Annotated in this window: 13 protein-coding genes; 11 read left to right on the forward strand and 2 right to left on the reverse strand. The window is 63.4% G+C overall.

The genetic code is table 11. The annotated features are described in order from the left end of the window. Positions 1-157 precede the first annotated feature (157 nt). The 11 genes from P3T40_RS09450 to ftsB all read left to right on the forward strand — a co-directional run bounded on the left by P3T40_RS09450 (position 158) and on the right by ftsB (position 12,550). Positions 158-457 (forward strand): type II toxin-antitoxin system RelE/ParE family toxin, encoded by a 300-nt coding sequence (locus P3T40_RS09450; RefSeq protein ID WP_429267630.1) that lies wholly within the window; start codon positions 158-160, stop codon positions 455-457. A 3-nt stretch (positions 458-460) separates the two neighbouring features. Next, the gene (locus P3T40_RS09455) at positions 461-760 is read left to right on the forward strand and encodes an addiction module antidote protein (RefSeq protein ID WP_429267428.1); all 300 of its coding nucleotides are present in this window, start codon (positions 461-463) and stop codon (positions 758-760) included. Positions 761-1,009: 249 nt separating this feature from the next. After that, the gene (locus P3T40_RS09460; RefSeq protein ID WP_429267429.1) at positions 1,010-2,263 is read left to right on the forward strand and encodes a lipoprotein-releasing ABC transporter permease subunit; all 1,254 of its coding nucleotides are present in this window, start codon (positions 1,010-1,012) and stop codon (positions 2,261-2,263) included. Continuing rightward, positions 2,256-2,996 carry a lipoprotein-releasing ABC transporter ATP-binding protein LolD gene (lolD, locus tag P3T40_RS09465; RefSeq protein WP_429267430.1) on the forward strand — a complete coding sequence of 247 codons (741 nt, stop codon included), beginning with the start codon at positions 2,256-2,258 and terminating at the stop codon, positions 2,994-2,996. The genes P3T40_RS09460 and lolD overlap by 8 nt, the downstream gene beginning before the upstream one ends. A 25-nt stretch (positions 2,997-3,021) precedes the next feature. Further along, a complete protein-coding gene (locus P3T40_RS09470) occupies positions 3,022-3,810 on the forward strand; it encodes a TatD family hydrolase (protein ID WP_429267431.1) in 789 nt (262 codons plus the stop codon). 154 nt (positions 3,811-3,964) lie between these two features. After that, on the forward strand, positions 3,965-6,760 hold the full coding sequence (locus tag P3T40_RS09475) for a ComEC/Rec2 family competence protein (RefSeq protein WP_429267432.1): 2,796 nt from the start codon (positions 3,965-3,967) through the stop codon (positions 6,758-6,760). Between the two features lie 66 nt (positions 6,761-6,826). Then, positions 6,827-7,630: an alpha/beta fold hydrolase gene (locus tag P3T40_RS09480; RefSeq protein ID WP_429267433.1), complete on the forward strand. Its 804-nt coding sequence runs from the start codon at positions 6,827-6,829 to the stop codon at positions 7,628-7,630. A gap of 384 nt (positions 7,631-8,014) precedes the next feature. Continuing rightward, positions 8,015-9,676: a CTP synthase gene (locus P3T40_RS09485; RefSeq protein WP_429267434.1), complete on the forward strand. Its 1,662-nt coding sequence runs from the start codon at positions 8,015-8,017 to the stop codon at positions 9,674-9,676. Continuing rightward, positions 9,673-10,527, forward strand: coding sequence for a 3-deoxy-8-phosphooctulonate synthase (gene kdsA / locus P3T40_RS09490; protein ID WP_429267435.1), 855 nt, complete (start codon positions 9,673-9,675; stop codon positions 10,525-10,527). The genes P3T40_RS09485 and kdsA overlap by 4 nt, the downstream gene beginning before the upstream one ends. A 180-nt stretch (positions 10,528-10,707) precedes the next feature. Continuing rightward, positions 10,708-11,991: a phosphopyruvate hydratase gene (eno, locus tag P3T40_RS09495; RefSeq protein WP_429267436.1), complete on the forward strand. Its 1,284-nt coding sequence runs from the start codon at positions 10,708-10,710 to the stop codon at positions 11,989-11,991. Between the two features lie 112 nt (positions 11,992-12,103). Beyond that, on the forward strand, positions 12,104-12,550 hold the full coding sequence (gene ftsB, locus P3T40_RS09500) for a cell division protein FtsB (protein WP_429267437.1): 447 nt from the start codon (positions 12,104-12,106) through the stop codon (positions 12,548-12,550). Positions 12,551-12,572: 22 nt separating this feature from the next. On the opposite strand, the gene P3T40_RS09505 is transcribed toward ftsB, so the two are convergent. Further along, positions 12,573-12,959, reverse strand: a complete 387-nt coding sequence (locus P3T40_RS09505) for a hypothetical protein (protein ID WP_429267438.1) — start codon at positions 12,957-12,959, stop codon at positions 12,573-12,575. A 129-nt stretch (positions 12,960-13,088) separates the two neighbouring features. Continuing rightward, positions 13,089-14,039, reverse strand: a complete 951-nt coding sequence (gene hslO, locus P3T40_RS09510; protein WP_429267439.1) for an Hsp33 family molecular chaperone HslO — start codon at positions 14,037-14,039, stop codon at positions 13,089-13,091. Position 14,040: the final 1 nt, after the last annotated feature.

A 14,040-nucleotide genomic window follows, 5' to 3' on the forward strand; every position in this document is an offset into this window, starting at 1 on the left:
GGTTCGGGCGGTAAATTTAGTTCGTGAAGATGAGAAGCCCTCATCGCTTGCCTTCAACGCATCTCCGCCGTGCGCATCGTCGGGATGCGAGTGAGGAGTTTCGCGCGGGCAGACCCACAACCGATCGTTGGCCGTGAACCATGGATTACACTTGCCAATGCTGGGTATTCGAACAACCGAGGTTTTCGACGTCTGGCTCGAGGGTCTCCGTGACCGGATCGCGAAGCGCCGGATACAGGCCCGCATCGACCGGCTGGCCTTGGGCAATCCGGGGGATACAAATTCCGCCGGCGCACCGATCACCGAAATGCGCATTGATCATGGACCCGGCTACCGCATCTACTACGCGCAGCGCGGTGCGGTTCTAGTGATTTTGCTATGTGGCGGCGACAAGTCGACCCGGGCGGCGGATATCAAAGCCGCGCACAAGATACTCGGCAATCTCGATACGGAGTGACCGATGGAAAAGATCAAAACCCGGTCGTGGGATTCGGCCGAACACCTGAAGACCGAGGCCGACATGGCGGAATATTTCGAAGCCTGTCTGCTGGAGGGCGGCGACGACCCGGCCTATCTCGCGCATGCGCTTGGCGTGATCGCACGTGCACGCGGCATGGCGCAACTCGCCCGCGACACCGGAATTTCGCGCGAGGGGCTCTACAAGGCGCTCTCCGAAGACGGCAACCCCAGCTTCGCGACGATCATCAAGGTGATCCGCGCGCTGGGTCTTGAGCTGCACGCCACCCCGGCGCACGCGTAAGGCTGACAACCGTCCGCGGAGGTTTGTCAGCTTTGTATGGCAAACTTCGCGCTTGATTGGTGGTAATTGCGCGGCGGCAGATGCCCGCCGGAACCATCCGCCCCCGATCCCACACCAACGATCACGACCCTCGGGCTGCATGGTGCGCGGGATTGCCGCCGCTATGCGCTGCAACGAGCCGTGGCAAAGCCATGGCAACGCCGCAGCAAGCCCCCGGCACGAGGCCGAAGAACGCAGAAAAGGATTCGCTTGAAATTTCCCTACGAATGGCAGATTGGCTGGCGCTACACCCGCGCCGGCAAACGCACGACCGGTAACGGCTTTATTTCGTTCATCGCGCTCGTTTCGATGTCGGGCATCGCGCTCGGCGTCGCGGCGCTGATCGTCGTGCTGTCGGTGATGAACGGCTTCCAGAAAGAGGTGCGCGACCGCATGTTGTCGGTGCTCGCGCACGTCGAAATCTTTTCGCCGACCGGCTCCATGCCGAACTGGCAATTAACTGCCAAGGAAGCGCGCCAGAACAAGGAAGTGATCGGCGCGGCGCCATATGTCGACGCGCAGGCGTTGCTGACGCGCCAGGACGCCGTGAGCGGCGTCGCGCTGCGTGGCGTCGATCCGGCGCTCGAGCCGCAGGTCTCCGATATCTACAAGGAAATGAAAGGCGGCCAGTTGACCGACCTGAAGCCTGGCGACTTCGGCATTGTCCTCGGCACCGATCTGGCGGCTAACCTGGGCGTGATGGTCGGCGACAAGATCACGCTGGTGGCGCCCGAAGGCACCATTACGCCTGCCGGAATGCTGCCGCGTCTCAAGCAGTTCACAGTGGTGGGCATCTTCGAGTCGGGGCACTACGAATACGACAGCACGCTCGCGCTGATCAACATTCAGGATGCGCAGGTGCTGTTCCGCCTGCCTGCGCCGACGGGCGTGCGCCTGCGCCTGAAAGACATGCAGCGCGCGCCGGAGGTCGCGCACCAGTTGGCGCGGACCCTCTCGGGCGACCTCTACATCCGCGACTGGACCCAGCAGAACAAGACCTGGTTCTCGGCGGTACAGATCGAAAAGCGCATGATGTTCATTATCCTGACGCTGATTATCGCGGTGGCGGCGTTCAATCTCGTGTCATCGCTGGTGATGACGGTGACCAACAAGCAGGCTGACATCGCGATTCTGCGCACGCTCGGCGCCCATCCGGGCTCGATCATGAAGATCTTCGTCGTGCAGGGCGTGACGATCGGTTTTATCGGCACGGCCACGGGCGTGGTGCTCGGTTGCCTGATCGCGTGGAGCATTCCATGGCTCGTGCCGATGATCGAGCATCTGCTCGGCGTGCAGTTCCTGCCGCCGTCGGTGTATTTCATCAGCGAGCTGCCATCGGAGCTGGTGCCGGGCGATGTGGTCAAGATCGGCGTGATCGCTTTCGTGCTGGCCTCGCTGGCCACGCTGTATCCGAGCTGGCGTGGTGCCAAGGTCCGTCCTGCGGAGGCGCTGCGCTATGAATGATCGTTCGATTCCTCAATCTATGTCCTCAGACAGCACGCTGCATCCGTACGTCCTCGAAGCGACCGGCATCTCGAAGTCGTTCGTGCAGGGCGGCCTGAACGTGCAGGTGCTGAACAACACGCAACTGTCGGTGCGTCGCGGCGAGAAGCTCGCGATCGTCGGCGCGTCGGGCTCGGGCAAGAGCACCTTGCTGCACGTGCTGGGCGGTCTCGACGATCCGAGCACCGGCGAGGTGTCCGTGCTCGGCAAGCCGTTCACGAAACTCTCGGAACGCGAGCGCAACGATCTGCGCAATCGCGCGCTCGGTTTCGTCTATCAGTTCCACCACTTGCTCGCCGAGTTCACCGCGCTCGATAACGTCGCGATGCCGCTGCGCATCCGCCGCATGCCGACCGACGAAGCACGCCGTACCGCGCTGCAGACGCTCGAGCGCGTGGGTCTTGCGCATCGGGCGAAACACCGTCCGGGCGAGCTGTCGGGCGGCGAGCGCCAGCGCGTGGCGATTGCGCGGGCACTGGTGACGAACCCGGCCTGCGTGCTGGCCGACGAGCCCACCGGCAATCTCGACGGCGGCACCGCCGACACCGTGTTCAACCTGATGCTCGAGCTGTCGCAGACGTTCGACACCAGCTTTGTGATCGTCACCCACGATCCGGATCTGGCAGCGCGCTGCGATCGCATCATGCGTCTGCGCGACGGCGTGCTGTACGAAGAGCCGCCGGTTCCCGTGTAACGTTTTTTCACCGCCGGCCGCGAGCATGTGGATCGATACGCACTGCCACCTCGACGCTTCGGAATTCGACACGGATCGCGACGCGGTGGCGGCCGCTGCCCGCGCATCCGGGGTGGGGCGTATCGTGATTCCGGGCGTGGCGCGCATGAACTTCGCCAGGGTGCGCGAACTGGCGCATCGCGTGGCAGGCGGCGCGTATGCGCTCGGGATTCATCCGCTCTTTACCCCGGGCGCGCAGGATGCGGATCTCGATGCCTTACGCATGGAAATCGAAGCGAGTCTCGACGATCCGCTGTTTGTCGGCCTGGGCGAGATCGGCCTCGATTACTTCGTGCCCGGCCTCGACGATGCGCTCCAGCAATTCTTCTACAACGAGCAACTAAAGCTCGCGCACGAATTCGATCTGCCGGTGATCTGTCACGTGCGCAAGTCGCAGGATCAGGTGCTCAAAGGGCTGCGCCGGCATCGTGTGCATCGCGGCATCGCCCATGCGTTCAACGGCAGTTTTCAGCAGGCCCAGGCGTTTATCGATCAGGGCATGCACCTCGGCTTCGGCGGCAACCTGACCTTCGAGCGTGCGTTGCAGATCCGGCGCCTCGCGGCGCAATTGCCGCTCGATGCGCTCGTCGTGGAAACCGACGCGCCCGATATTGCACCCTCCTGGCTTTACCGCCAACGCAATACGCCGGCCCAGATTCCCGCCATCGGCGCGGGGCTTGCGCAACTGCGCGGCATCGGCGTAGATGAGCTTGCCATAGGCACAACGGCTAACGCTCACGCCGCGCTGCCGCGGCTCGCGCTTTCGTCTGCATAATCTCTCCAGTGGTTCGCGCCGGGCCGAATCCGCGTCCGGCAGTTCGTCTGAAATAGCTTTCTGACCTGCGTCCGATGGTGACGCCCGGCCGCAGTCGGGCGGCTAGCCAGGGCTGCGGCGGTTTGGCAGTTAGCAGTCAGCGGGTGGAGGGCGAATGCGGGCAGTGTGGGGTGGATTTGCGTTAGGCGTGATCGTCTTGCAGCAGCAAGCGGCACTGCCTGTATGGCGTGGGTGGCTGGTGCTGTTGCTGATCATGAGCGGCGCGGTTGCGTGGGCCGTTTGGGGTCTGCGTGGCCAGCAGCGGTGGCGGATGCGCAGCGGCTGGTGCGCGGTTTGGCTGGCTGCCGCTTGCGCCGGTTTTGGCTATGCGGCATGGCGGGCTGAGCTGCGTCTTGCCGTGAGCTTGCCGAGCGCGTGGGAGGGCCGTGACCTCGTGGTTCAGGGCTCCATTCGTGGCTTGCCGAACCGCGACGACAAAGGCGCGCGATTCCTCTTCGACGTCGACTCGGTCGCTGCGCCGATTGCGCATTTTCCCCGCACGATTCAACTGTCGTGGATCGACCAGAAGGGACCGCCACCTCCGGTGCTGGAACCCGGCGCGCGGTGGCGTTTGACGGTGCGACTCAAGCGGCCTCACAGTAATGCCAATTACGGCGTGCGCGATGCCGAAGCGGGCTTGCTGGCGCGCAATGTCCGGGCCACGGGGTACGTGAACAAGCCGGAAACGGCGCAGCGGCTCGCAGGGTTCGCGGGCGGCCTGGGTGTCAGCGTGGACCGCTGGCGCGCCGCCCTGCGTGCGCGCATCGACGCCGTGCTGGCCGACGCCCCACATCGCGGCATTGTGGTGGCGCTCGCGGTTGGCGCTCAGGACGAGGTTAGCGCCGCCGATTGGACGCTGATGCGCGCGACCGGCACGAGTTATCTGGTGGCGATCTCCGGTCTGCATATCGGGTTCGTCGCGGGACTCGCCGGATGGCTTGCCGGCGCGCTGTGGCGGCGTTCCTGTTTCGTGGGGCGCAACTGGCCGCTGAAGATTCCGGCGCAGAAGGTCGCGGTGATCGCGGGTGTGCTGTTTGCCGCAATGCATGCGGCGCTCGCGGGGTTCAATGTTCCGGCGCAGCGCGCGCTATGGATGGCGGGTGCCGTGGCGCTCGCGTTTGTCAGCGGCCGCAGCGTGGCGCCGTCGTGGGTGCTGAGCTGGGCGTTGGGTCTCGTGCTGCTGCTCGATCCGTGGGCGGTGGTGTCGGCTGGGTTCTGGCTGTCGTTTTGCGCCGTGGCGGCGATCGTTTATGCGATGTCGGGGAGGCCGCGTGTGCGCGATGACGAGCGGCATGACGAGCAGGATGCTGAGGCTGAGCTGGATGCGCAGGGCGATACGGATGCGGACTCAGGCGCTCGCTCCAATGCGCTTTCCTGCACGCAAGTGGCGGCACAATCCAACGTAGACTCCATTACACACCTTGGCGCAGAGGGGCGCGAACCCCTGAGCGTGCTTCCGACTACGCCGACGAGCCAGATGCCCTTTCGGCGCTTGGCCGCACGCATGCTCGCCGCATTGCGCGTTCGCGCCCGGGCGTTCGCCGCGCGCTTGCGCAGTGCCGCACAGGTCCAGTTCGCGGTGACGATCGCGCTCGCGCCATTGACCGTTTACTGGTTCTCGCAGATTCCCTTGATCGGGCCAGTCGCCAATGCGTTTGCGATCCCCTGGGTGAGTCTCTTCGTGACGCCCGCCGTGCTGGCCGGGGTCGCCTTGCCCGTGCCATTCGATGCTTTTGCATTTCGCGCCGCTCACGCGTTGCTCGAACTGCTGGTCGCCGGCCTGCAGACGCTCTCGGGTTCGAGTTGGGCGCTCTGGCGCCTGCCGCAGCCAAACGGTTGGGCGCTGGCCGCGGCAGCAATCGGTGTCGCGTGGTGCCTTGCGCCGCGCGGCTGGCCGTTGCGCTGGGCGGCGCCGCTCACCTGGCTGCCACTCCTGTTGCCGCCGCCACCCGGTCCACCGCCAGGCGCGTTCAGGTTGACTGCTTTGGACATTGGTCAAGGGTCGTCGATCCTGGTGGAAACGGCGCATCACGCATTGCTGTTCGATGCCGGACCCGGACCGGAGTCGACGCATGCCGGCGAACGGGTCGTGGTGCCGTACCTCCAGGCCAACGGGGTATACACACTGGACACGATGGTAATCAGCCATGCCGATTCCGATCACTCGGGTGGCGCGCCGGCCGTGCTTCAGGGGGTAGAAGTGCGTCAGTTGCTGGCGGGGCTGGTGCCGTCGAATGCATTATGGGAAAAAGCCAGGGCGGTCGGCGCCGATACGGTGCGCTGTGCGGCGGGCCAGCACTGGCAGTGGGACGGCGTCGAATTCAGCATGCTCTGGCCGGATCCCGGGCCGTTGCAAGGCAACCCGAACGGGCATTGCTGCGTGCTGCGCGTCAGCACGGCGGGCGCGCATGATTCAAGCCGCACCGGGATGTCTGCGGCCAACGCGGCCTACGGGGTTAGCGCATCTACCGCGCACGCCGCGGCCACCGTGCCCACCTCAGCCACAACACCCCGCCTCACGGCACTACTGGCCGCAGATATCGAGGCGCCGGTCGAGCGCGTCCTGCTCGCGCGGGACCGCGAAGCCTTGTCCGCGCAGATCCTCCTCGTGCCGCATCACGGCAGCAAGACTTCCTCGACCGAGCCGTTCCTCGACTCTATCGAGCCGCTTGTCGCGGTATTTCAGGTAGGCTATCGCAACCGTTTTCACCATCCGAACCCGGGCGTCTTCGAACGCTATCTGGCGCGGCATATCGAACTCGCGCGCAGCGACGAAGACGGCGCAGTGCAAATCCTGGCCGAGGACGAGCCAGCGCAGGACTCGCCGACGCAGGGCGACCCGGCACCGCGCGCGACGCTCTCGCTTGAACGGTATCGCAGCGCGCATCACCGGTACTGGATGGACCCATGAAGGCCGCACGCGCCGCGGTCGGCCGTGCCCCTCGGCTAACAGAATCAGGAACGGAGACAGCCGCACTTGAAAAATATCATTCACTTCTCGCACGCGAACGGTTTTCCCGCGTCGACCTACCGGACCATCTTCGCCGAGCTTGCCGACGACTACGACGTGCGTTTTATTGAACGCATCGGCCACGACGCGCGCTTTCCGGTGACGCAAGACTGGCCGCATCTGGTCGAACAGTTGCTCGATGACATCAGCCGGTCCTATGAGCAGCCGGTATGGCTGGTCGGCCATTCGCTCGGCGGGTATCTGTCGCTGATGGCCGCGCTGAAAAAACCGCAGTGGGTGAAAGGGGTGGTGATGCTCGATTCGCCGGTGGTTGCCGGCTGGCGTAGCAGCATGCTGCGCGTGTCGCAATGGACCGGTCTCGACGAGCGCCTCTCGCCCGCGGCCGCCACACGCACGCGCCGCACCCAATGGGCGAGCCGCGACGAAGCCTGGCGGCACTTTCACTCGAAGCCCGCCTTTGCGCGCTGGGACGAAAGGATGCTGTCCGACTATATCGACTTCGGCATTCCGCAGAGTTCGTCCGACGGCAAGCGTGCGCTCGCGTTCGATCGCCTCACGGAGTACAAGATCTACAAGACCTTGCCGCATACGCTCGGCTCGCGGCTCGCCCGCGGCGTGCCGGTGCCGGTCGGGTTCATCGCCGGGACGCACTCGAAGGAAATCCGTCAGGCCGGACTGGACGCCACGCGTCGCGCGACCGGCGGTCACCTCGAATGGATCGAGGGAAGCCACCTGTATCCCATGGAAAAGCCGCTGGAAACCGCGCGGGCGGTGCAGCGGATGCTGCGCGAACTGGAGCGGCGTGCCTGATGGGACCGTGGTGTATCCGCCGAACCCCGATTTCGGCAGCGGCCGTTTGAGAGGGGGAGGGCGCGCGGCGGCGGTTGCATGAGTGACTGCATGCAGGTGAATCGAGGGGAGCGCAGGCATGGAGGTGCCCATCAACCGGTCGGCCACGAGCATGTGTTAAATACCGTGTGAATCTGCACATCGCGCGAAACCGGCGGTAACATGCACGAATGGATTCATGTATGCCGCGTCAAAGCTGGATAGCAATATGTGAGCAGCACGCGAGCAGCAAGGCAGCGGCAGGCGGTACATAAAACGGTGCAGGATCGGCGCGGATGCCGCGCATTTTGCTGGGTTGAGACCCTGCTTTACGGTATAATCCGTTTTTCCCGCGAGCATCCAGCGATGACCAAATATGTTTTCGTCACCGGCGGCGTAGTTTCTTCCCTCGGCAAGGGTATTGCCGCCGCTTCCCTCGCCGCGATCCTCGAATCGCGCGGTCTGAAAGTCACCCTCCTCAAGCTCGATCCCTACATCAATGTCGACCCCGGCACGATGAGCCCGTTTCAACACGGCGAAGTGTTCGTGACGGAAGATGGGGCGGAGACTGACCTCGACCTCGGCCACTATGAGCGCTTCATCAGCACGAAGATGCGCAAGGCCAACAACTTCACCACGGGCCAGATTTACGAATCGGTGATCCGCAAGGAACGCCGCGGCGACTATCTGGGCAAGACCGTGCAGGTGATCCCGCACATCACGAACGAAATCCAGGCCTTTATCGAGCGCGGCGCAGCCTCTGCGACGTGCGGTGAGCCGGATGTCGCCATTGTCGAAGTCGGCGGTACGGTGGGCGATATCGAATCGCTGCCGTTCCTCGAAGCCGCTCGTCAGATGAGCCTGCGTCTCGGCCGCAATAGCGCCTGCTTCGTGCACCTGACGCTGGTGCCCTGGGTCGCTACGGCCGGCGAACTGAAGACCAAGCCCACCCAGCATAGCGTGCAGAAGCTGCGCGAAATCGGTATCTCGCCGCACGTGCTGCTGTGCCGTGCCGACCGCCGCATCCCGGACGACGAACGCGCGAAGATCTCGATGTTCTCGAACGTGCCGGAAGACGCCGTGATCTCGGTGTGGGACGCGGACAGCATCTACAAGATTCCGCAAATGCTGCACGACCAGGGCATGGATGCGATCGTCTGCGAAGAGCTCAAGCTCACGCCGAAGCCCGCTGACCTGTCCATGTGGTCGGCGATGGTCGAGAAGCTCGAACATCCGAAGCACGAAGTCACGATCGGCATGGTTGGCAAGTACGTCGACCTGACGGAGTCGTACAAGTCGCTGATCGAAGCGCTGCGCCATGCGTCGATTCATACGTCGACCAAGGTCAATATCGAATACATCGACTCGGAAGAGATCGAAACGCAAGGCGTCGAGAGCCTGAAGCATCTCGACGCGGTGCTGGTCCCGGGCGGCTTCGGCCGGCGCGGCACCGAAGGCAAGATCGCTGCAATCCGCTATGCGCGTGAAGCGAAAGTACCGTACCTCGGCATCTGTCTCGGCATGCAACTGGCCGTGATCGAATTCGCTCGCGACGTGGTGGGTCTGAAAGATGCGAACAGCACCGAATTCGATCCGGGCACGCCGAACCGTGTGGTCGCGCTGATCACCGAGTGGTACGACCGTGACGGCCGTGTCGAAAAGCGCACGGAAGAGTCGGACCTCGGCGGCACGATGCGTCTCGGTTCACAGCGTTGCCCGATCAAGCCCGGCACGATGGCCGAAGAGATCTATGGCAAGGACGTGAACGAACGTCATCGCCACCGTTATGAAGTCAATAACCGCTTCGTGCCCCAGCTCGAAGCGGGCGGCCTTATCATCAGCGCCCGTACCCCGAGTGAAGATCTGCCGGAAATGATGGAATTGCCGCGCAGCATGCACCCGTGGTTTGTCGGCGTGCAATTCCACCCGGAATTCACGTCCACGCCGCGCGATGGGCATCCGCTGTTCAAATCGTTCGTCGAAGCGGCGCTGGCGCATCAGCAGTCGCTCGTCGAGGAGAAAGCATGAAACTGGGCGATTTCGAAATCGGGCTGGACAAGCCGTTTTTCCTGATCGCGGGCACCTGTGTCGTCGAATCCGAACAGATGACGATCGACGTGGCTGGCCGGCTGAAGGAAATCTGCGCGAAGCTGAACATCCCGTTCATCTACAAATCGTCGTACGACAAGGCCAATCGCAGCAGCGGCAAGTCGTTCCGCGGTCTGGGCATGGACGAAGGCCTGCGCATCCTGTCGGAAGTGAAGCGCCAGCTCGGCTTGCCCGTACTGACTGACGTGCACTCGGAACACGAGATCGAACAGGTCGCCTCGGTGGTCGACGTGCTGCAGACGCCGGCTTTCCTGTGCCGTCAGACGGACTTCATTCACGCCTGCGCGCGCTCGGGCAAACCGGTCAACATCAAGAAGGGCCAGTTTCTCGCGCCGCACGACATGAAGAACGTGATCGACAAGGCGCGTGATGCCGCGCGTGAAGCGGGTCTGTCGGAAGACCGCTTCATGGCCTGCGAGCGCGGCGTGTCGTTCGGGTATAACAACCTGGTGTCGGACATGCGCTCGCTCGCGATCATGCGCGAAACCAATGCGCCGGTCGTGTTCGATGCCACCCACTCGGTGCAGTTGCCGGGCGGGCAGGGCACCAGCTCGGGCGGTCAGCGCGAATTCGTGCCGGTGCTGGCCCGTGCCGCAGTGGCTGTCGGCGTGGCGGGACTCTTCATGGAAACCCATCCGAATCCGGCGAAGGCGATGTCGGACGGACCGAACGCTGTGCCGCTGCATCGCATGGCGGATCTGCTTGAGACCTTGCTGACGCTCGATCAGGCCGTGAAGCGCACGCCGTTCCTCGAAAGCGATTTCAACTGATGCTGATCCGCGCGCTGTGTCGACCCATGAGCCGGCGCGGCGCGTCTGAGTCGGATTTGGTCCCCGCTTTGAGCCCCGATTGGAACCCAATGGTCGTCCAAAGTGTCTGGTTAGAGGCTGCGCCTCGCACGTCAGACGCCGTTTCACCGTAAGAATCCAACGTCATTTCTTGAGGAAACCATGAGTGCTATCGTAGATATCATCGGTCGAGAGATTCTCGATTCGCGAGGCAACCCCACCGTCGAATGCGACGTGCTGCTCGAGTCGGGCACGATGGGCCGCGCTGCGGTGCCGTCGGGTGCATCGACGGGTTCGCGCGAAGCGATCGAACTGCGCGACGGCGAAACCGGCCGTTACGGCGGCAAGGGTGTGCTGAAGGCTGTTGAGCACATCAACACCGAAATCTCCGAAGCGATCATGGGCCTCGACGCTTCCGAGCAAGCTTTCCTCGACAAGACCCTGCTCGAACTCGACGGCACCGACAACAAGTCGCGTCTCGGCGCGAACGCGATGCTGGCGGTCTCGATGGCGGTTGCCAAGGCCGCGGCTGAAGAAGCCGGTCTGCCGCTGTACCGCTACTTCGGTGGCTCGGGTGCGATGCAGCTGCCGGTGCCGATGATGAACATCGTCAACGGTGGCGCGCACGCCAACAACAGCCTGGACATCCAGGAATTCATGATTGTGCCGGTCAGCCAGCCGACCTTCCGCGAAGCACTGCGCTGCGGCGCTGAAGTGTTCCACGCGCTGAAGAAGATCCTGAGCGACCGCGGCATGAGCACGGCCGTGGGCGACGAAGGCGGCTTCGCGCCGAACTTCGGCAGCAACGACGAGTGTCTTTCGACCATCCTGCAAGCTATCGAAAAAGCAGGCTATCGCGCTGGCGAAGACGTGCTGCTGGCACTCGACTGCGCCGCGAGCGAGTTCTACCACGACGGCAAGTACCAGTTGGCTGGCGAAGGCCTGCAACTGTCGTCGACGGAATTTGCGGACTACCTGGGTGCGCTCGCCGACAAGTTCCCGATCGTCTCGATCGAAGACGGCATGCACGAAAGCGACTGGGCGGGCTGGAAGATCCTGACCGACAAGCTCGGCAAGAAGATCCAGCTGGTTGGCGACGACCTGTTCGTCACCAACACGCGCATCCTGAAGGAAGGCATCGACAAGGGCATCGCCAACTCGATCCTGATCAAGATCAACCAGATCGGTACGCTGACGGAGACCTTCGCCGCGATCGAAATGGCCAAACGAGCCGGCTACACGGCTGTGATCTCGCACCGCTCGGGCGAAACGGAAGATTCGACGATTGCCGATATCGCCGTTGGCCTGAACGCCGGTCAGATCAAGACGGGTTCGCTGTCGCGTAGCGACCGTATCTCGAAGTACAACCAGTTGCTGCGCATTGAAGAGGATCTGGGCGATATCGCCAGCTACCCGGGCAAGTCGGCGTTTTACAACCTGCGTTGAACGCCAGCCTTGACCGCCAGGCTTGACCATTGAGCCGGTTCTCTTTCGTTTCTGATTCAGCACGCCGCCCTGCGTATAGCGCAGGGCGGCGTGTATTTATTGTGCTTACTTCATGCGGCTTGTCACTGCTGTCCTGATCGTACTGCTGGTGTTGATCCAGTACCCGCTTTGGTGGGGGCATGGCGGCTGGCTGCGCGTCCACGAGCTGCAAGGTGAACTGGCGCAGCAGATGCAGAAGAACGCCGACGAGAAGCTGCGCAACGATCGCATTGCGGGCGAAGTGCAGGATCTGCAGAGCGGCACGGCTGCCGTGGAAGAGCGCGCGCGTTACGAGATGGGCATGGTGAAGGACGGCGAAGTGTTCGTGCAGTTCGTCTCGCCCAATGCGCCGTTGCCGACTCCGAACAACGCGTCGACGACGACCTCGACGCGCGGCGAGGTTTCGGCCGCGCCGGTACGCGTGGTGCCGAATCCGGAATCGCGGGCGAAGCCGGATCGCAAGCACGGTGGTAAGGACGCGAAGGACAAGAGTTCGAAAGAGAAGAAGCCGGCGCATTGATTCACGCCGCAAGCCTGCTGCCTCACCAGCCCCATCCCCAGCCCGGCGCATAACCCACACCCACGCCTCCACCCCAGCCCGGGCCCCAGCCACCACCGTAGTACCCGCCATAAACCGTGACTGGCGGCGTGTAATAGCGCGCCCACGCCTGAGCGGCGTTATCGGCAGCGATGGCCTGGTTCTGTTCGGCCATCACCTGCTTGTCGATGGAGTCGTAGCGCTGGCGCTCTTCTTCCGTCAGAGGATGGGTGCCGTTAGGTAAGCCGGACTGGTCGGCAGGCAGGCGGCTGTAGATCGGCGAAGGACCCGGCGGGTCCAGCGTGCACCCGGTCAGCATCACGGCTCCCGCGACAAGCGATAGCGCGACGACGGTGCGAACGGTTGGTAGCAATGGCTTAGAGTTGTTCATTGTTTTCACCTCCATCGGTCGCACCCCTAAGCAAACGGAGAGCAGAGGGCGCCACCCATGTTCCACGATATCGCGCCGCCCACCGTCCGAACAGTCCGAGCAGCTGGTAAGCAGCGCGATTAACGCCTCTTAATGCCGCTGGTCCGCAGCGGGAGAGACTCCTTCTGAGAGTCCGCTGGCGACAAAAAGTTGCGCCACATCGACCGGGTCGAACTCGTAGCGCTGGTTGCAGAATTCGCAGTGAATCTCGACGTGGCCGCGTTCTTCGATCACGCTATCCACCTCTTCGCGGCCCAGCATTTTCAGCATCGCCCCGACCTTCTCACGCGAGCAGCTGCACTCGAAACGCGCCGGCGCCGGTTCGAAATGCTGAACGTTCTCTTGCCAGAAAAGGCGCCGGAAGACGGTCTCTGGTTCTTCCTTCAGCAGTTCGTCCTGCGACAACGTGCCGCCGAGCGTGCAGACACGTTCCCACGTGTCGACGTCGAGCTCGCCCGGATGCGGGACGATGCCACCGTCGCCGGGCAGCTTCTGCAGCAGCATACCGACGGCGCGTTCGGTATTGGCCGCGAGCCACAGGCGCGTGTCGAGCTGCTCCGAGTGGTGCATGTAGTGCTCGAGCACCTCCGCCATCGATTTGAGCGGACCGTCGAGGCCCGACAGCGGCACGATGCCCTGGTAGGGCTGCTGGCCCGGCTGCTTGACGCGCGGGTCGAGCGTGATCACGCAGCGACCGTGGCCGCTGGCATTCACCAGTTCGACGAGCGTCGTGTCGTCGCCGATCGTGGTGTCCGCTTCACCGGAAAACTTGGCGGTGGCGCGCATCGACAGGTCGGAGCTGCATTGCACCACCAGCATCTTGACCGGACCGTCGCCGAAAATCTGCATGATGAGCGTGCCGTCGAACTTCAGATTCGCCGACAGCAGCGCACACGCGGCCATCATTTCGCCGAGTATCGTGCGCACCGGCGCCGGATAGTCGCGGCGGGTCAGCACTTCTTGCCACGTGTTGCGCAGCGAAACAATCTCGCCACGCACAGGCGCCGCGCTGAACATGAATTTTTGCAACTGGTCGTTCACA

Origin of the sequence: Paraburkholderia sp. EB58, assembly GCF_050436665.1 — a bacterium.
GTDB lineage: Bacteria > Pseudomonadota > Gammaproteobacteria > Burkholderiales > Burkholderiaceae > Paraburkholderia.